We start from the raw sequence: 16,867 nt of genomic DNA on the forward strand, positions 1-16,867 counted from the left end.
TACAAAAATGTGATATAACGAATACAGCGATAAGGAAAAGAATAGAAATATTAAATTCAATGGGATAAAATAATTTAGTGATAAATTAGAATTTATGGAGGTTAAGATGAAAATAGTTGATGGTAAGAAATATATAGAACAGGTACGAAATCTCATTATTGAATATGTACAATGGCTTGATCGAGATCTTTCTTTTCAAGAAATAGATGAAGAACTTGCTGATCCGGCTAAAAAATATACAGCTCCAGAAGGAGAATTTTTAGTAGTGATCGAAGATAGTGAAGTCTTAGGAATGGTTGCTTATCATCGACTTTCTAATATACGCTGTGAAATGAAACGTCTCTATGTAAAGCCGAAATATCGTGGTATGAACTTGGGAGAAACTCTCATTACAGAAATTATTTTACATGCCAAAAAGGCAGGTTATAAAGAAATGGTATTAGATACGATCACCCCATTGAAATCTGTAATATATTTATATCAAAAACTAGGTTTTAAAGAGTGTAAGCCTTATTATCATAATCCTATGACTGATGTTTTATATTTTAGTAAAAAGTTGTAAATTATAATTTGTAAAGGAAAAATAAATAGATGGTAATATAAAGAATGGTATTATTGGATAAAACCTGGCTAAACATTGTTCAAGATGGATATGAAGTACGTTACATTATTTTAAGGGTAAGTAAAAATAAAACGAGCAATAAATCGTTCAAAATTAGATAAGGAAACAAACATAGAATTAGTGAAAATAATGTGAGAGCAGTTTAATAATTTAGGAGTTTATGAAGTAAATGCTATAGATATAACAGAATTATCAATGAGTGATGTAGTTTTTTAGTGAAAGAAAAAATCAGAAGTAAAATATTTATGTTATAAAATTGATTTATTTTTATATAAAGATAAGAAATTTATAGCTTAAAAACGAAATTAATAAATGAGATTTTTAAGGAAGTGAAACAATAATGTGTATTGAATGTTATATTGATGAAAATAGAATAACACCGCTGTTAAACCCGATAGAATGTTTACAAAATCATACGCAATATATTTGTGGGACATGTGGACGGTGTATCTGTATTGAACGTGATTCTAAACGGGGACTGCAAAGATGGAATTTTCCTTTCAAGTCATTAGAAATTGCAAAAATGTATTTGCGTACTGCTGATTACAGTATGAAAAAATCTTGTGGTATTTATGAAATAGAAAGTGAAAACGGTAGACATTCCTATAAAATTTTTGTAAGTGATAAGGATTTACAGTTATACTTAAAAAAGAATAAAGGTAAATTTTGTAAGCGTATGAAACCTATTTTCATTGTTGCTAAATATAAGGAATACGCAAATACCCAAATACGAAAATTGACTTTTGATGAAATACAGAAATATATGTCAGAATGATAGATTCCCGTTTGTGGAGGAAATGTGAAAATGGAAAATAGTAATGAAATAAATCCAATCAGCAAAAAGCAGGATATCTGTTCTTTGTTACAAAGACTAAACTGCCAATATAAAATTTATAATGTAAATTCTGATAAAGAATATGAATATTTAAAAGAAAATGATATTTGTATTACTATACCTAATTCAAATTGTAAATATTCAATGTATATTGATTTAGAAGATGGTGGAGAATTTACTTTATCCTATTATAAGTGGCATACACATTATCTTGGTGAAAAATGGGATTATAATAGATTATGTGCTGATTTAACAGATATTTTAAGAAATAATAAATGTGTAATAGTTATAAATAGTAACAAAAGATGGCTATATAGTGGGTTATCAGAAACAAAAATTAATAAAAGTTATAATTATGATAATGAGATTAAAAAGTTACCAGGAGAATTTCAAAAGGAAATAAAGCAATTAAAAGGTAATGTAGAATTCTTTTATTGGGATGTCAAAGATAATATAGTAATAGACATTTAGGAACAAATATTAGTTTATCGTGATATAAATTGTCAAAATATTTAAATATCTGTTCGTTATAAAGCAGGATATAAATATAAGATGTACTAAAATAAATGTTATTAGCTGCAAAGAAATAAATCATGGCTGTGAAAAATATTCTTGTTTAAGATACAAAAAGATCAACTTTCTTAGTTGATCTTTTTAGGTTAGATTAAATTTTTAATCAATAATTTTAATTGAGTTGATTACTGGCTGGTTTTGAGCTTCTACTGTACCATTATCATCTGTTACAGGTACGCTGGTAGCAATTTGATCAACAACATCCATTCCTTCATATACATATCCAAAAACAGCATATTGTCCATCTAATGAAGAAGCAGTTTGATGAACGATAAAGAATTGTGAACTGGCACTATCATAATCTTGAGAACGCGCCATTGAAATAGCACCACGAGTGTGTTTTAAAATATTATCAACATTATTAGCACTAAATTCACCTTTGATCGTTTCATCAGAGCCACCTGTACCATCACCGTTAGGATCACCACCCTGAATCATAAAACCATCAATGATACGATGGAAAGTTAAGCCGTCATAAAATCCTTCTTTAGCAAGTTTAACAAAGTTTGTAACTGTAATTGGGGCTTCATCAGCATTAAGTTCAACTTTAATTACACCATAATCTTTAACATCGATTTCAGCATGATGATTACCACTTAGTAAATCATCTGTTGTACTATTTTCAGAACTGCTATCAGTATCTTTGCTGCCACCACATCCTGCTAAGGTTAAAGCAAGAAGCATAACCATACCAATTTTAAATAATTTTTTCATACTATCTCCTTTTCATTTTCTTTTTTATTATACAAAATATTACTATTAATTGTCTATACAAAAGTTTAGATAAATATTGTCCACATAAAAATAATCAAAACTGTCATGGTTAATTTATGCATAAATATGATAGAATTAATGACAATGAAAAGAGGGTATTTATGAGACAAAAAAGAATTGTTTTAATAAATGATGTTACAGGGTACAGTCGCTGTTCTGTTGCTGTGCAGCTGCCAATTATTTCTGCTATGGCAATCGAATGTGTATTTGTACCAACTGCTATTTTATCGATCAATACTTATCATCCTGGATATTTTTTTGATGATTACACAGATAAAATGAATGATTATATTACAACATATAAAAATATGGAACTTGAATTTGATGGTATTGTAACTGGTTTTTTAGGTTCGGCAAAACAGATCGATATCGTTATTGATTTTATCAAATATTTTAAACATCAAAATACGTTTGTTTTAGTTGATCCTGTTATGGGAGATCATGGCAAATTATATCCTACATATAATACTAAAATGCAAGAAAAAATGCGTGAGTTAATACCTTATGCATCGATAATGACACCTAATTTAACGGAACTATGTGCTCTTTTAAATCTTGAATATCCTGATAAGATACCAGATTTCGATGAACTGTTTAAAATGTGTAAGCAGTTATCTAGCCAGGGACCTAAAATGATCGTAGTTACGGGAATTGGTATTGGTGATGAGATAATTAATTTTATCTATGAAGATGGTAAGGATTATCAAATTATCAAGGTAAAAAGAATCGGCGCAGATCGTAGTGGTACCGGTGATGTTATTAGCGGGGTAATTGCAGGAAAATATTTGTTGTGTCATGATTTTTATCAAAGTGTCAAGGAAGCAGTTGGTTTTGCTTCTAAATGCATTGATTATAGCCAGAAAATTGGTGCTCATAATCATTTAGGTTTATGTTTTGAACCGTTTTTAAAAGAGTTATAGGAGGGAAAATAAATGGTTATTTTATATACACTATATAATAATAGTTATATTGATATTAAGGAATTAGATGATTTAAAAGGTGTTACCTGTTATGTAAATAGTACTAATCGCTGTAGTTGTGCGTGTACTTTTTGTTTAAGAAATACTAAAGAAATGCTGGCATCTAATTCATTGTGGTTAGAGCAGGAACCAACCGTGGAAATGATCATAGATGAGTTTAAGAAATATGATTTAAATGATTTTAAAGAAGTTGTTTTTTGCGGGTTTGGAGAACCCTTGATGCGCCATGATGATTTAATGAAAGTAGCTAAATATTTAAAGGAAACAAGAAAAGATCTGCAAATTAGAATTAATACTAATGGTTTATCTTCAATTGTTTTAAAAAGAGATATTACTCCTGATTTTAAGGGACTGATCGATACTGTTTCAATTAGTCTAAATGCTCCAAGTAAAGAAGAATACTATCAGTTGACAAGATCAAAATATGGTATTGATTCATTTGATTATATGCTGGATTTTACTTTAAAGACGAAGCAATATGTTGAAAATGTTGTATTGACAGTAGTTGATATTATTGGTGATGAAAAAATCGCTAAGTGTCAAAAGATTGCTGATGATCTCGGGGTGTCATTAAGAGTACGGCCTTTTGAAGAATAGAAAATTGTGTATCTAAAAATGTTATGATATAATTTTATCAGTGAGGTAAATTATAATGATGCAATTAAGTCGAGAAGAAAGAATGTTAAAAGTGGAAAGTATGACTAATATTCGTGATCTAGGCGGGTATGAAACTCAGGCTGGTTATTATACTAAAAGTCATAAGTTTGTTCGTTCAACTAATCCAGGTAAATTGAGTGATGAAGAAAAGGAATATTTATATGAATATGGAATCAGGGTTCAAATCGATCTACGAAGTAATTTCGAATTAGAACAGCAGCCTAGTACATTAAAAGATTATCAAGATATTAAGTATTATCATATTAATTTGATGAAGGTCAAAGATTTAAATGTTCTACCTAAAGAGATAGCTAATTATCATGACTTGGCAGGGTTTTATATCTTTATGCTGGAAGCTAACAAAGAGCAGTTTAAAGAAGTATTTGAAATATTTTATGATAATCCCTATGATACGATCATGTTTAATTGTTCGGCTGGTAAGGATAGAACGGGTATTGTTGCAGCTTTGTTATTAGATCTAGCGGGATGTCATGAATATGATATCGTTAAGGATTATTCAGAGTCTTATGAAAATAATTTAAAGCTGATACCAGAATTGGAAAAATTAGTGGATGTTGAAAATCGGGTTTATTTAGAATCGGAGCCACGAATGATGATGAAATTTCTTGATTATTTAAGAGACAATTATGGTAGTGCTAAGGAATATTTGATCAGTTGTGGTATGGAAGAGGAAAAAATTATAGAAATAATAGAAAATTTTGTAATTTAAAGAAGTAAATCTCTTATTTGATTTGTATAAGATAATAGGAGGTTTTTTTATGAAAAGAACTAATACTTTAACATTTAAGCAAAAGCAGGATGCGGTTGAAAATTTATTTAAGCAATATCATCGAGCTAAATTAAAATTATATTGTTTAGAAAATGTAAACTATTATCCCCAGGTAAGTGCGGGAATTATTAAAGAGACAAAGAAGCGTTATAAAAAATCGATAGCAGAGCGTCTAAACAGCAGGATCGAAGATAAAGATGAATTAAAGAGCTTAATATCTTCTTTTGAAATAATTATCAAAGCGTTGAGTCCCGATAGTCAGATAATTATTACCAATGAATTTGTAGATCAAAAAGAAGATGACTGGTGGGTTGATTTTTATAGTCGGGCTACTTACTATCGCTTGAAGACTAGGGCTTTAGAAGAAGTTTTATTTTATGTAAATATTATTTGAAGCATTATTTTTCTTGAAATGGCATAAATTTAAGATATAATTAAAGAGAATTTGTAGAAGGAGAAAGAAATAATGCTTGAAAGATTTTTTAAATTAAAAAAGAAGGGAACTACTGTTAAAACAGAAGTGATTGCAGGAATTACAACTTTTTTAGCAATGGCTTATATCTTAGCGGTAAATCCGAACATGTTGCAAGAAACAGGATTATCTTATGATGGAGTTTTCTTAGCAACAGCTTTATCTTCAGGAATTGCAACATTGATCATGGGTCTACTTGCAAATTATCCTGTTGCTTTAGCTCCAGGAATGGGAGTTAATGCTTTGTTTACATATACATTAGTTTTTGGAATGGGATATAGTCCAGAAGCAGCATTAGCTGCAGTAGTAGTATCAGGAATAATTTTCTTAGTTATTTCAGTAACAGGTATTCGTAAGGCAATCATTAATGCTATTCCTCAGCAATTAAAATTAGCAATCGGGGCAGGAATTGGTTTCTTTATTGCTTTTCTTGGTTTTAAAAATGCGGGAATTATTGTTAGTGATGCATCTACGTTTGTAGCATTAGGAGATTTGAGAGATCCAGTTGTTTTACTTGCAATATTTGGAATTTTAGTAACAATTATTTTAATGGCTAGAAAAGTTCCAGCAGCAGTATTTTATGGATTGATCATTACCGCTGTTGTGGGTGTTATTTTAGGATTATGCGGGGTAGCAGGAATGCCGGAAGTACCTTCAGCTATTATATCATTCGATTTAGATACTAGTGGATTTGGAATCTTTATGAATGGTTTTGGAGAATTATTCTCACATCCAGATTGTATCGTAGCACTATTTTCATTATTATTTGTTGATTTCTTTGATACTGCAGGAACATTGATTTCAGTAGCTAATAAAACTAATTTAGTAGATAAAAATGGTGAACTTGCAAATATTGAACAAGCTCTTATTGCCGATTCAACAGGTACAGTAATTGGTGGGATTTTAGGAACATCTACTGTAACTTCATTTGTTGAATCAACTGCTGGTGTTGAAGCAGGTGGTAGAACAGGCTTAACTGCTTGTACTACAGCTATCCTTTTCTTCTTATCAATATTTTTTGCTCCAGTTTTAAGTGTAGTAACTAATGCAGTTACTGCTCCAGCGTTGATTGCTGTAGGAATTTCTATGGCAACACAATTAGGAGGAATTGAATGGGATGATATTGTTTTTGCAGCAGCAGGATTTATTACTGTAATTATGATGGTTTTAACATATTCAATTTCTGATGGGATCGCTTTTGGTTTTATTGTTTATGGTCTTACTAGTGCTATTGCTGGTAGAGCAAAAGATATTAAGCCAATTGTTTGGATTTTGATTCTTGTCTTTATTGCATACTTTGCTTTGATTTAGATTTTTAAAAGTGAATATTAAAAATTGAATTACTATATTATTATTAAAATGCCATGTCTTATCTAGATATGGCATTTTAAAATGATGATCGTTAAATCAAATAGATGACATATGTCACTATTAATACACGGTTAAAATATAGTATGATGTACTTGTAATCACACATGGGAGATGGGGAGAAATGATAAAATGAAAAGAATTTTGTTTGTTATTTGTTTATTTGCATGCTGCCTAATTTCTAATAATAATCATGTATTTGCTATGGAACAAGTCTATACTGAGGATGAAGTATTAAATATAGCATTTAGAGGAAATGTACCTGAAATTATGGAATTTGAAACAACAGATGATTTAAATAGTAGTGTAGTTATTTTTGATTCTAGATACGATTCAATTTCTAAAGCTATTTTTACACCAAGAGCAGTTCCATCAAATTATGATTATTATAGAACGTATAATTGTACTGTAGTGTGTAAAGGAACTGGTGCAGCAGCTATGTCAGCATTAAATGCACATATAAACTTTTATATTAATGTATTTTTTAAAGACATATCATGTGTAGGATATGAAAATCCTGTTGTTGTAAGTATAAATAATTATTCTGGTGCAACTGGATATTCAAATCCTAAAGTTACTGTGACATCACAAACATCTTCACGAATTACATTTAAAGGATCTTGTATTTTAACCGCTGGACAAACTTTTAATATGACAGGTACAAGTACACTTAATATACTTTGATAGAATATGGCGAAAAAAAATATTAGATTTCAAGATCCTAAAAGAACTAAAGAAATTCAAGAAGATATGAGAGACTATGGACGTGCTTTAGCAGGTCGTGGTTTAGTTATTGGTGGTTTTATTATTATTGTAATACTTTTAAGTTATTTTTTTGGTATTAAGTAAGACATGAGTATGTAGAATATTTTCTGTGTGTGGTTAAAATATATTGATAAGAAAAAGTAGGCTCAGGCCTACTTTTAATTATGCAAAAAGATCCAAAAATTTAAATATAGGGCAAATAATAACCAGGCTAGATATGGAAGCAGTAGATATGCTGCAAGGGGTCTTAGTTTATAGAACATGCGAATTAAGATAACTACAGAAATATTTAAACATAATAAATCAGCTAATGCTAGAAGAAAGTTTTGATAGTTGAAAAAGATAATTGGCCAGATAAAATTTAAAGCTAACTGGAAATAATATAGAATTAAAGCAGATTCTTTATGCTTTTCATTACTACGATGAATTAGATAACTTGATAAACCAATCAATACATATAAAATTGTCCAAATGATTGGAAAAATAAAACCAGGCGGTGCTATTTTAGGTCGATTGATTTTTATATAGAGATCCATAGCATTCATTGTAAAAAAGGCACTTAAAGCACCAATTCCTAAAGATATTGCTACATTAAGAATTATATATTTGTATTTTTTCAATTTAATCACCATAATCATTATTAACAATTTATAAAAAAATATTAAGAAGTGATAAAGATTGATAAAATATTTTCTATTTTAGAAAAAAATACTTCTATATAAAAATGCTTTCATGTATAATTAGATTGTGAGGTATCTAGATGAAATTAATATCATGGAATGTAAATGGAATTAGAGCTTGTATAACTAAAGGTTTTTATGATGTTTTAAAAGAAAGTCAGGCTGATATATTTTGTGTTCAGGAAACAAAAATGCAGGAAGGACAAATTGAATTAGAGAAGCATGGCTATTTTACTTATATGAATAGTGCTAAGAAGAAAGGGTATAGTGGCACTTTAGTATTTTCAAAAATTGAACCATTGAGTTATTGTTATGGAATCAATATTGAAGAACATGATCAAGAAGGTCGGGTCATCACTTTGGAATATGATAATTTTTATTTGGTTAATTGTTATACTCCAAATAGTCAAAATGAGCTTAAGCGTTTGGATTATCGAATGTTATGGGAAGATGCTTTTTTAGCTTATTTAAAAGAGCTTGAAAAGAAGAAACCGGTTATTTTATGTGGTGATCTTAATGTTGCTCATTGTGAAATTGATTTAAAAAATCCTAAAACTAATCGTAAAAATGCTGGTTTTAGTGATGAAGAGAGAGCAAAAATGACACAATTATTAGAAAATGGTTTTGTTGATACTTTTAGATATTTATATCCTGATTTAGAAGGTATTTATTCATGGTGGTCATATCGTTTTAATGCGCGTAAAAATAATGCTGGATGGCGAATTGATTATTTTATCGTATCTGATTGTTTAAAAGATAAAATCAAAGATGCGTATATTTATACGGACATTATGGGAAGTGATCATTGTCCTGTGGGGTTAGAAATTGATTTATAGAAGATAAGCAAAGGAGATTTTGGTATGACACCGATAGTATTAATATCGTTATATACATTACTAGGGGTAATAATAGTTTTCTTTGGTTGTGTAGCTTATAATAAATTAAAAAACAAGTAGTAAGTACTTGTTTTTATATTGAAATAACACCTAAAGTTGAAAGAATTGAACTAATTAAAATAATCATTAAACCAGGAACGACAATATATTTCATACAGAATATATATGCTTTTTTACGTTTAAATTTAGAGCTATATTCTACTTCATCAATAACTGTTTTAAATCCAGTTACTTTAATAATCAATAAACAAGTGCATATAGCTGAAATTGGCATCATAATAGAATTAGTCATAAAATCAAAGAAATCAAGAATGCTTAAACCAAGTGGAGCAATAAAATCTAAAACTCCAAAGCCTAACGAACAGGGAATCCCTAAAATACAGATAATTATTAAAGTAATAATACAGCATTTTTTTCTTGAATAATTAAACTGATCTTGGATTACTGATACACAGCATTCCATCAATGAAATTGCTGAAGTTAAAGCTGCAAATAAAACTAACAAAAAGAAAATGATACCAACAATATTGCCTAAAGCCATACTGTTAAAGACTTTTGGTAAAGTAATAAACATTAACGAAGCCCCAGCATTTAGTGTATCTGGGTTACCACCAGAAAAAGCAAATACTGCAGGAATGATCATTAAACCAGCTAAAAAAGCAATCAATGTATCCATAACTTCAACTTGTGTAATTGAATGTTCCATATCGATTTCCTTTTTCATATATGAGCCATAAGTAAATAAAATTCCCATTCCTATTGAAAGTGAATAAAACATTTGTCCCATTGCAGCTACTATAGTCATGATTGAAAATCTAGAAAAATCAGGAATTAAATAGTATTTAGCTCCTTCAAGAGCTCCTGGTGTCAATAATGCATATCCAGCAATAAAAATAGCCATAACTATTAAAGTAGGCATTAAAATTTTACTGCATTTTTCTACTCCTTTTTCTACCCCTAACATTACTACTACAAAAACCAGGATAGCAAATATTAATAACCAGAATACTGGTTGTATTGATGAAGCGGTAAAACTGGCAAAATATGTATCATTTATTAAACTGGCAGAGTTGTTAGTAAGATATTCAAATAAGTATTTGCATACCCATCCGCCAACGACACAATAATATGGAACGATCAGCATCGGGATAATGGCATTTAACCAGCCCCCAAATTGTAATTTTTTAGCTCCCAGCTGCTTATAAGCAGCAATGGGACTTTTTTTAGTTTTTCTACCTAAAGCAGTTTCACTAATTAAAAGTGCAAAACCAAAAGTAATTGCAAGGATAAAATAAGTAAATAGAAAGGTGCCTCCACCATATTTAGCTGCTAAATATGGAAAGCGCCAAATATTTCCTAGACCAACAGCAGATCCTGCCACTGCCATTACATAACCTAGCTGCCCAGAAAATGTACTACGTTTATTTTTTGTTTCCATTTCATTCTCCTATAATATTTTTGCATTTTTTATTATAATAAATCATTAATATAAAAGTCAATCAAAGTTGTAGAACAAATAGATAGTTTTCTAATATTTAATAACTCTTAGAAAACTATTTGAATTCTTAAAAATAGTTTACACCAATAATAGCAATTCCCAGAACCGTTAAAACTATTCCGGTAGCTCGATTTAAAGTAATTGGTGAAGCTTTATTGGCAAATCGAGCGGCAATCAAAGCCCATAATAGTGTTGATAAAACACAAAAAAGCAGAGCACTAATATCAATAAGACCACCGATAGCAAAGTGACTAATTGCCCCAGTAAGAGCTGTAAAGGTCATGATAAAGACACTTGTTCCCACAGCAGTTTTTAATTCATATCCTAAAACACTAGTGAGAATCAACAGCATCATCATACCACCACCAGCTCCAACAAAGCCACAAATAAAACCAACTAAAATTCCACATAGAATAGACTGACGAATCCTTTTTTGTTTATTTATACTAATCATTGATTCTTTTGTAGTCATAACAGGTTTAACAATAAATTTGATACCTAAGATCAAAGTCATAAAAACTGAAAAGCTCCCCATTGTACTGCTGGGAAGAAAACTTGAGATCCAGCTGCCAATCATTGTAAAGCATAAGACAGTAATCATCATTACGATTCCGTTTTTAATATCAATATTTTTATTTTTACCATAAGTATAAGCACTAACAGCACTAGCGAGAACATCGCTGGCAAGAGCAATTCCAACTGCCTGGTAAGCTGGAATGTTTAAAAAAGTTATTAACATGGGACTAATCACTGCAGCAGCACTCATACCAGCAAATCCGGTTCCTAGTCCGGCTCCAATTCCAGCGAGAAAACAGATAATAAATTTATATAACATGTATTAGTCCTCCTTTAATTTTTGTTGGGCATTTCTTTGGATTTTAGAAAATGCATTAATAATTAACAATTTTTCATCTTTTGAGAAATCTTTAAGAATCGTTTCAAAAAAATTTTTTTGTGCCTGTTGACCAGCTTTGATAATTTCATCGGCACTATTTAATAACTTTAAATGTACAGTTTTTTTATTATTTGGTAAATATACGGGTTTGAGATAATTATTTTTAGTTAGGGACTTGATTGAAGTAGAAACATGGGATTTTGTTAGTTTACGATGTTTGATGATATCTTTTGCACTATCATATTGAGGATTGTTAGCAAGAAATAGAAGAATATCTAGTTCCATTCTGGTTAGGTTATATTGTTTACATACAGGTTCTAATGAAACTGTATATAGTTTTTTTATTGTTGTAATCGTATCTAAGAAATCAATGATCATAATACCTCCAAATAGTTCTATTTAGAACTAAAAAGATTTTAACAATGAAGATAATATTTGTCAAGATAAAAGGATATTCAGTTACTGAATATCCTTAGAATAAACAACAAGTCCATCTTTAATAGTTTTTAAAATATTGATTTTTAAAATTTCATCTATAGCTACTTTGCAGGGATTCTTATCTAAAATAATTAAATCAGCAATTTTACCCTCAGCAATAGAACCTTTGACTTTTTCTTCAAAATATTGATAAGCTGCATTTATTGTAATTCCTTTTAAAGCATTGTATCTTGAGATTTGTTCATTTTTACCTAAAATAATTCCTGATTTAGTTTCTCGCTTACAAGCACACCAGACACTTTCAAGCATATTAGGGGGAATTACTGGACTATCTTGATGAAAAGTATATGGAAGTTCTTGTTTTAAAGCACTGTGAATACAAGAAATCTGGTGAGCTCGCGAACCAAGATTTTTTAAATGAATATCACCCCAATGATAAAGATGATTGACAAAAAAACTAGGAATCATGTTAATCGTTTTTAATTGTGGTAGTTGATCAGGGCGTAAAGTCTGACAATGAATCATGACGGGGCGAGTATTAGTAGGTCTATTTTTAAAAGCATCTAAAAGCTGTTTAGTGGCCCTATCACCATTACAATGGGTTATTAATTGAACATTGTTTTGTAAAATATAATCTACATATTTAATAACATCTTCATCTTGATAAATAGGATAACCGCAGTAATCCCCACTGTCTAAATAAGGCTGACTTAGCCAGGCTGTTTTTCCCTGAGGGGAACCATCGAGGAAAAGTTTATAACCACCTAATTTAAAATGATTTTGATATTGATGATATAAAGTATTTTCTTGATACAACTGCTGATGATCTTTAATATCAACATAACCAACAACATCTAAAAATAACTTCTTTTCTTTTGCTAATGAAGCTAATAAAGAAAATTCTTCTTCTTTCATATAACCTTCCTGAACAGTCGTTACACCATAACTGGCATAAATTTTTAAGGCTTCGAGGCATTGTTCTTTTAAATTTGTATTTGTTTCGTCACTTTTTGAAGCAATCATGAGATAAGCCTGTTCTTCAAGATAACCATTTAATTGCTGGTTTTCATCACGACCATATTTTCCCCCAGCAGGATCACTAATACTATTATCTATTTTAAATAACTTCATGGCTTTTGTATTTATAACTCCCATGTGTCCAGATACATGAGAAATCATTACTGGATAAGCTATTTGATCAAGATCTTTAGCTAAGGGATGACGGCATTCTTTTAAAGAATTATGATCGTAACCAAACCCTACTAATAATTTATTTTTTTCTGGATTAGTTATCTTGATATATTGATTAAAACGAGAAATTATTTCTTTAATACTGGTACTATTATTTAAATCAACTAAGTTTAATGTTTTAGCCAAAGATACAAGATGGCTATGACTATCAATGAAAGAGGGCATTAGACAATTATTGTTTAAATCAATTAATTTTGTATCATTAGGAATAACTTGTTTTAAAGTGGCAAGATCACCACATTTTTTTATGATTCCATCTTCAATATAGATAGCCTCGTAACTGCTGTTTTCCATCGTTAAAATATCGCCATTATAATATAATGTTCTCATTTTTTGACCTCCTAAATATATTATAGACGCACATCTTTGATTTTATGAAAACTATAGTTAGGATTCTATTTAGATATTTTGACTTTCTACTAAAACGCAATTTAGGTAATAATTGATTTTTGTTTCTTTGATCATTGAAATCAGTTCATCATTATAAGTTCCTGGCTGCAGCCAGATATGCTCAATTTTTAATTTTTGACATTCTTTAACATAATCAATACCAAATTTTGGACTAACGACAAATACAGCAACATCTATCTTGTGTTTGACAGCTGATAAATCAGGATAAGTGGGGGTTCCTTCAATATTTTTATAAACAGGGGAAATTCCATAGACATTCTTACCAAGATCTTTTAAACATTGAAATATTTTATAGCCATATTTTTCTTGGTTGTCTGTAGCGCCAATAACAGCAAAATTTTTATGATCTCTTAATACATCTACAGCATTCATTTTTCTAACTCCTTATTAAGATAATAAAATTGGTTTTATTTGATCAAGGGCCTCTATTTTACTGAGCTCATTGATCATTTTGATCATTCCTGGTCCCATTGAAATTGGATAAGTAGTAATCAATCCATCATAAGTAATTACATTTTTAAATGGTAAGATCAGCATTTCTGCTAATGCTGGAGCAGGAATAATTTCTCCAATGTTGGAATAAAGGCCTTTTATTTTATAACTAACATTATTTTTTGGACAAACTATCGTACAATCTTGACGATGTTCAACAATAATAAATTGGTCAATGATGCCAAATTTAAAATTATCAAGAATTTTTAATTCTTCATCATTAAAATTAAAAGGATTATCTTTGATAAAGTCATTAATGATACTACGATGTTTTTTAAATAAAGCATCACGAATCTTAGTTAATTTTTCAGATGGCAAGCCTTTTTTTTGATAGATTTTCTTTAGATTTGTTACACGTAATTTTTTATTGGCATATTCCAATAAACCTAGATATATTTTGAAAAATGTTTTGACATCATCTTCACACATGCGAGCATTGCTTTGAATTACAGGGGGATAAGCAGCGTCATCATTTTCAAAATAATCTGTTAAATCTAAAATTGAATGGCCGTATAAAACAGCGCAGGGATAATTGAAATAAGCTTCAGTGAATAAATCACAAAGTTCATCAAGATCAATATCTTTTTGGTAAAAAGTTTCCTCTAACCATTCACAAAATGACTCTGGATCACAAACGGTATTAACACAATTTCGAAAATTAGTAATAATAAATTCACTTTCATAAGTCATTAGATTTGCAGTCAAAAAGTTCGTAAAATCTATATAACTTTGATGATCATACTTGTCACTAGCGATGAGGCGAAGGGTATTTTTAGAAAATATTTTATATTCAAGGATCGGATATTCTTCTTGAAGATCAAGAATTTCATCACCGATATTTTCTCCAAGATAGTCGTAATTTTGGATTATATCATCATTAATATCAATAATGTGGTTAAGAGTTTTAGCTGTAATTAGATAGTCATATAGTTCATCGTAGTTTTTATCAGGATAATATTTTAACAGTATTTCAATAAAAGTATCGATATTCATGATACCGTAAGCCATGATCATACCTTTAATTATTTCATCTAATTCACTTTTTCTTTTTATTTTTTGTAAATCAAGTGTTTTTATGGCTTCAAGAATATATTCTCTTAATTCTTCAGGAATATAAAGCATATCATCGATAGTATTAAAGTTAGGAAGCAGGAGCATTTTTGTATATAATTCACGACTTATATTGTCATAGCTAGCTTTAATTTGATTGTTTTGTAAAGCTTTTTTTAAAAATATTGCTTCTTTATAAGTTAAGATATCTTGAATGTTTTTGATATTACTATAAGTTTTGATGATTTCATCAAACATTTTATTACGGGTGATTTTTTTATATTCTTTAGGTTCTGTTACAATGTTGCAATAACAGTTGTAAATAAATTCTTTGCGGACAATAGTTCCAAGTTCTTTAAGTTTCATTTGTGTTTCTCCGATTTATAAATATGATATTTTTATTTTTTACGTTTAGATTTATGACGAATCTTTTTTCTTGCTTGTTTTTTTACATGTTGTTTTGTTGAATGGTGATCTTTTTTAAAAAAAGAATTATGAAATGTATCTATTTTATTTTGATATAGATCATGAGTTTTATTATCTTTAGTTAAAGTATAATATAATGTTAAAGTACGAAATAATGATAATGTATCAAAATCACATTCGATTTCTGAATCGATATATTTATCTATTAATTCCTTAGCAAGATCGAGTTTATTTTGATGAATCAAACTAGATAGATAAGATTCAAGACAAGTATAATTAGAGCTGTCTTCTTCAAGCCAGTTATTATACCATTTATAAGCTTGATCATCTTCTTTTAAAAACACTAAACATTCACCATAGGCAGCTTTGAAACGATCTAATTCATGATCGTTACAAGTAAATGAAGTTAATATTTCATTTAAAAATTCCTTTTGCTGTAAAATATCATGATTGTTGCATAGAGCTGTTAAAAAATCATCAAACCAGCTTTTTATTGAATCTTCATAATCAAGCAGGATTTCTAACCATTCAAAAGTAACTTTGAGTTGATTACTTTGCTTAATAGCTGTTTTTATTTCATGCCATGCTGATGTCCACAGTTTAAGACATTGATCAAAGTTATCATTGTGAAAATAGTCATATCCTTGGTAAATGAGTTCAGTTGTAGTAATTGTATTTGTTTTTGAGAGTTTAGCTAAGTCATTAGCATAAGAAGTTTCGTTAAATGTAGTTTGATACATGATCATATTTCGAATATGTTTTTCTAAAACCTTGCCAATTAAATGTTTAGCTTCCTGCTTACTGCATCCTTCTCGTTGAAGCCTTACATATGTTTCATTGGTGCATTGAGGTTTTTTCATTTTGATTTGATTTTCAACTACATTTTGGATTTCGGTTGTTAGAATTTTATTAGACATACGTTTCTCCTTTATAATAGATATTTTAACATGTAAATAGTAAAAATTATAGAGAAGATGTTTTAATATTAGATAAT

At 29.4% G+C, this 16,867-nt stretch carries 20 protein-coding genes; 11 read left to right on the forward strand and 9 right to left on the reverse strand.

The genetic code is table 11. The features are described 5' to 3' along the window. Nucleotides 1–106 precede the first annotated feature (106 nt). The 3 genes from BR82_RS0114570 (at nucleotide 107) to BR82_RS16525 (ending at nucleotide 1,928) form a co-directional block, all read left to right on the forward strand. Nucleotides 107–562, forward strand: coding sequence for a GNAT family N-acetyltransferase (locus BR82_RS0114570; RefSeq protein WP_027090747.1), 456 nt, complete (start codon nucleotides 107–109; stop codon nucleotides 560–562). A 400-nt stretch (nucleotides 563–962) separates the two neighbouring features. Next, the gene (locus BR82_RS0114575) at nucleotides 963–1,397 is read left to right on the forward strand and encodes a hypothetical protein (RefSeq protein WP_027090748.1); all 435 of its coding nucleotides are present in this window, start codon (nucleotides 963–965) and stop codon (nucleotides 1,395–1,397) included. Nucleotides 1,398–1,427: 30 nt separating this feature from the next. Continuing rightward, a complete protein-coding gene (locus tag BR82_RS16525) occupies nucleotides 1,428–1,928 on the forward strand; it encodes a hypothetical protein (RefSeq protein ID WP_051592864.1) in 501 nt (166 codons plus the stop codon). Between the two features lie 201 nt (nucleotides 1,929–2,129). Here BR82_RS16525 and BR82_RS0114585 read toward each other — a convergent pair whose 3' ends face one another. Further along, nucleotides 2,130–2,744, reverse strand: coding sequence for a peptidylprolyl isomerase (locus BR82_RS0114585; RefSeq protein ID WP_027090749.1), 615 nt, complete (start codon nucleotides 2,742–2,744; stop codon nucleotides 2,130–2,132). Between the two features lie 161 nt (nucleotides 2,745–2,905). On the opposite strand from BR82_RS0114585, the gene BR82_RS0114590 reads away from it, so the two are divergent. The 7 genes from BR82_RS0114590 (at nucleotide 2,906) to BR82_RS17210 (ending at nucleotide 7,920) form a co-directional block, all read left to right on the forward strand. Next, on the forward strand, nucleotides 2,906–3,724 hold the full coding sequence (locus BR82_RS0114590) for a pyridoxamine kinase (RefSeq protein ID WP_027090750.1): 819 nt from the start codon (nucleotides 2,906–2,908) through the stop codon (nucleotides 3,722–3,724). Nucleotides 3,725–3,736: 12 nt separating this feature from the next. After that, nucleotides 3,737–4,381, forward strand: a complete 645-nt coding sequence (locus BR82_RS0114595; protein ID WP_027090751.1) for a TatD family nuclease-associated radical SAM protein — start codon at nucleotides 3,737–3,739, stop codon at nucleotides 4,379–4,381. 55 nt (nucleotides 4,382–4,436) lie between these two features. After that, the gene (locus BR82_RS0114600) at nucleotides 4,437–5,171 is read left to right on the forward strand and encodes a tyrosine-protein phosphatase (protein WP_027090752.1); all 735 of its coding nucleotides are present in this window, start codon (nucleotides 4,437–4,439) and stop codon (nucleotides 5,169–5,171) included. A 49-nt stretch (nucleotides 5,172–5,220) separates the two neighbouring features. After that, entirely contained in the window at nucleotides 5,221–5,625 is a 405-nt protein-coding gene (locus tag BR82_RS0114605; protein ID WP_027090753.1) for an MG284/MPN403 family protein, read from the forward strand. A gap of 72 nt (nucleotides 5,626–5,697) precedes the next feature. Further along, nucleotides 5,698–7,014 (forward strand): NCS2 family permease, encoded by a 1,317-nt coding sequence (locus BR82_RS0114610; protein WP_027090754.1) that lies wholly within the window; start codon nucleotides 5,698–5,700, stop codon nucleotides 7,012–7,014. A gap of 189 nt (nucleotides 7,015–7,203) precedes the next feature. Further along, the gene (locus BR82_RS0114615; protein WP_051592865.1) at nucleotides 7,204–7,755 is read left to right on the forward strand and encodes a hypothetical protein; all 552 of its coding nucleotides are present in this window, start codon (nucleotides 7,204–7,206) and stop codon (nucleotides 7,753–7,755) included. A 6-nt stretch (nucleotides 7,756–7,761) separates the two neighbouring features. Next, complete coding sequence (locus BR82_RS17210; protein WP_154659627.1) at nucleotides 7,762–7,920, forward strand: hypothetical protein; 159 nt, start codon at nucleotides 7,762–7,764, stop codon at nucleotides 7,918–7,920. A gap of 74 nt (nucleotides 7,921–7,994) precedes the next feature. On the opposite strand, the gene BR82_RS0114625 is transcribed toward BR82_RS17210, so the two are convergent. Further along, nucleotides 7,995–8,465 (reverse strand): TspO/MBR family protein, encoded by a 471-nt coding sequence (locus BR82_RS0114625; RefSeq protein ID WP_187116138.1) that lies wholly within the window; start codon nucleotides 8,463–8,465, stop codon nucleotides 7,995–7,997. A gap of 131 nt (nucleotides 8,466–8,596) precedes the next feature. On the opposite strand from BR82_RS0114625, the gene BR82_RS0114630 reads away from it, so the two are divergent. Further along, nucleotides 8,597–9,352 carry an exodeoxyribonuclease III gene (locus BR82_RS0114630; RefSeq protein ID WP_027090757.1) on the forward strand — a complete coding sequence of 252 codons (756 nt, stop codon included), beginning with the start codon at nucleotides 8,597–8,599 and terminating at the stop codon, nucleotides 9,350–9,352. A gap of 133 nt (nucleotides 9,353–9,485) precedes the next feature. Here BR82_RS0114630 and BR82_RS0114640 read toward each other — a convergent pair whose 3' ends face one another. From BR82_RS0114640 to BR82_RS16530, 7 genes are all read right to left on the reverse strand, one after another. Further along, nucleotides 9,486–10,850: a sodium-dependent transporter gene (locus BR82_RS0114640; protein ID WP_027090758.1), complete on the reverse strand. Its 1,365-nt coding sequence runs from the start codon at nucleotides 10,848–10,850 to the stop codon at nucleotides 9,486–9,488. A 127-nt stretch (nucleotides 10,851–10,977) separates the two neighbouring features. Then, nucleotides 10,978–11,745: a sulfite exporter TauE/SafE family protein gene (locus BR82_RS0114645; protein WP_027090759.1), complete on the reverse strand. Its 768-nt coding sequence runs from the start codon at nucleotides 11,743–11,745 to the stop codon at nucleotides 10,978–10,980. A 3-nt stretch (nucleotides 11,746–11,748) separates the two neighbouring features. Further along, on the reverse strand, nucleotides 11,749–12,183 hold the full coding sequence (locus BR82_RS0114650) for a MarR family transcriptional regulator (protein ID WP_051592866.1): 435 nt from the start codon (nucleotides 12,181–12,183) through the stop codon (nucleotides 11,749–11,751). An 81-nt stretch (nucleotides 12,184–12,264) separates the two neighbouring features. Then, nucleotides 12,265–13,824 (reverse strand): amidohydrolase, encoded by a 1,560-nt coding sequence (locus BR82_RS0114655; RefSeq protein WP_027090761.1) that lies wholly within the window; start codon nucleotides 13,822–13,824, stop codon nucleotides 12,265–12,267. Nucleotides 13,825–13,893: 69 nt separating this feature from the next. Continuing rightward, entirely contained in the window at nucleotides 13,894–14,277 is a 384-nt protein-coding gene (locus tag BR82_RS0114660; RefSeq protein WP_027090762.1) for a CoA-binding protein, read from the reverse strand. A gap of 15 nt (nucleotides 14,278–14,292) precedes the next feature. Next, nucleotides 14,293–15,813, reverse strand: coding sequence for a hypothetical protein (locus tag BR82_RS0114665; RefSeq protein ID WP_027090763.1), 1,521 nt, complete (start codon nucleotides 15,811–15,813; stop codon nucleotides 14,293–14,295). A gap of 32 nt (nucleotides 15,814–15,845) precedes the next feature. Continuing rightward, entirely contained in the window at nucleotides 15,846–16,790 is a 945-nt protein-coding gene (locus BR82_RS16530) for a hypothetical protein (RefSeq protein ID WP_051592867.1), read from the reverse strand. Nucleotides 16,791–16,867 lie beyond the last annotated feature (77 nt).

The organism is Thomasclavelia saccharogumia DSM 17460 (assembly GCF_000686665.1).
Taxonomy (GTDB): Bacteria; Bacillota_I; Bacilli_A; order Erysipelotrichales; family Coprobacillaceae; genus Thomasclavelia; species Thomasclavelia saccharogumia.

Coding starts and splice junctions, on each gene's coding strand:
- BR82_RS0114660 (WP_027090762.1), bottom strand. CDS start 14,277: ATGAATGCTGTAGATGTATTAAGAGATCATAAAAATTTTGCTGTTATT.
- BR82_RS0114645 (WP_027090759.1), bottom strand. CDS start 11,745: ATGTTATATAAATTTATTATCTGTTTTCTCGCTGGAATTGGAGCCGGA.
- BR82_RS0114605 (WP_027090753.1), top strand. CDS start 5,221: ATGAAAAGAACTAATACTTTAACATTTAAGCAAAAGCAGGATGCGGTT.
- BR82_RS0114655 (WP_027090761.1), bottom strand. CDS start 13,824: ATGAGAACATTATATTATAATGGCGATATTTTAACGATGGAAAACAGC.
- BR82_RS0114630 (WP_027090757.1), top strand. CDS start 8,597: ATGAAATTAATATCATGGAATGTAAATGGAATTAGAGCTTGTATAACT.
- BR82_RS17210 (WP_154659627.1), top strand. CDS start 7,762: ATGGCGAAAAAAAATATTAGATTTCAAGATCCTAAAAGAACTAAAGAA.
- BR82_RS0114590 (WP_027090750.1), top strand. CDS start 2,906: ATGAGACAAAAAAGAATTGTTTTAATAAATGATGTTACAGGGTACAGT.
- BR82_RS0114585 (WP_027090749.1), bottom strand. CDS start 2,744: ATGAAAAAATTATTTAAAATTGGTATGGTTATGCTTCTTGCTTTAACC.
- BR82_RS0114650 (WP_051592866.1), bottom strand. CDS start 12,183: ATGATCATTGATTTCTTAGATACGATTACAACAATAAAAAAACTATAT.
- BR82_RS0114595 (WP_027090751.1), top strand. CDS start 3,737: ATGGTTATTTTATATACACTATATAATAATAGTTATATTGATATTAAG.
- BR82_RS16530 (WP_051592867.1), bottom strand. CDS start 16,790: ATGTCTAATAAAATTCTAACAACCGAAATCCAAAATGTAGTTGAAAAT.
- BR82_RS0114615 (WP_051592865.1), top strand. CDS start 7,204: ATGAAAAGAATTTTGTTTGTTATTTGTTTATTTGCATGCTGCCTAATT.
- BR82_RS16525 (WP_051592864.1), top strand. CDS start 1,428: ATGGAAAATAGTAATGAAATAAATCCAATCAGCAAAAAGCAGGATATC.
- BR82_RS0114610 (WP_027090754.1), top strand. CDS start 5,698: ATGCTTGAAAGATTTTTTAAATTAAAAAAGAAGGGAACTACTGTTAAA.
- BR82_RS0114570 (WP_027090747.1), top strand. CDS start 107: ATGAAAATAGTTGATGGTAAGAAATATATAGAACAGGTACGAAATCTC.
- BR82_RS0114600 (WP_027090752.1), top strand. CDS start 4,437: ATGATGCAATTAAGTCGAGAAGAAAGAATGTTAAAAGTGGAAAGTATG.
- BR82_RS0114665 (WP_027090763.1), bottom strand. CDS start 15,813: ATGAAACTTAAAGAACTTGGAACTATTGTCCGCAAAGAATTTATTTAC.
- BR82_RS0114575 (WP_027090748.1), top strand. CDS start 963: ATGTGTATTGAATGTTATATTGATGAAAATAGAATAACACCGCTGTTA.
- BR82_RS0114640 (WP_027090758.1), bottom strand. CDS start 10,850: ATGGAAACAAAAAATAAACGTAGTACATTTTCTGGGCAGCTAGGTTAT.